General features: G+C 56.0%; 1 protein-coding gene. It reads left to right on the top strand.

Annotated elements, in window-relative coordinates:
• Window positions 1–901, top strand: a 901-nt coding sequence (locus tag JNK74_28225; protein ID MBL7650075.1) for a pyruvate ferredoxin oxidoreductase, incomplete at both ends; no start/stop codon positions are given.

Raw genomic sequence — 901 nt, 5'->3', positions numbered from 1 at the left:
CGAACCACTTGTTCCAGGATTCCACCTCGCTGGCAATGGGCATCTTTGAGGGGCACATGTCGAAAATGGCCGAGGGTTTTGCAGCCATCCGCAAGGCAGAACTCGAACTGAAAGGCGAGTACGATGCGGCCAAAAACAGGGAGTTTTTCACCTTCTTCAACTGGCATCAGTTTACCGAAGAAGAGTGGCATCTGTGTCCGCCGGTAGTGGCCGTGGGTGGCGACGGCTCGATGTACGACATTGGTTTCCAGAATCTTTCGCGCATGATGGCATCGGGCAAGCCGATCAAAGTGCTCATCGTGGACACGCAGGTGTATTCCAACACCGGCGGCCAGGCATGTACCTCCGGTTTCATCGGGCAGGTGTCCGACATGGCGCAGTACGGCAAGGCCATTCAGGGCAAGTCGGAGCCGCGCAAGGAAATCGGCCTCATCGCCATGGCGCACCGCAATACTTATGTGTTGCAAGGCACGCTGGCCAACACCAGCCAGATGATTGAGGGCTTCATTGACGGTCTGATGACCAAACGTCCGGCCCTGTTCAACCTCTACACTACCTGCCAGCCCGAACACGGCGTGGCCGACGATCTGGGCACGCACCAGGCCAAATTGGCGATGGAATCCCGCGCTTATCCGATCTTCAAATACAACCCGGACAAGGGCGTGAAGGCGGAGGAATGTTTCGATCTGAGCGGTAACCCCGCAATAGATCGCATGTGGCCGACCTACACCCTCAAGTACATGGAAAACGGCCGTGAAAAAACGATGGACGTGGACATGACCTTTGCCGATTTTGCCATCACAGAAGGGCGTTTCCGCAAACATTTCCGCCAGGCGCCGCGCGATACCTGGAACGATAACATGGTCATCCTGTCGGAATTTCTCGAAATGGACGCAAGCGA

It is taken from the genome of Candidatus Hydrogenedentota bacterium (genome assembly GCA_016791475.1).
Taxonomy (GTDB): domain Bacteria; phylum Hydrogenedentota; class Hydrogenedentia; order Hydrogenedentales; family JAEUWI01; genus JAEUWI01.
The sequence above is the reverse complement of the archived record's forward strand: the minus strand, read 5'-3'. Positions and strand labels throughout refer to the sequence as shown.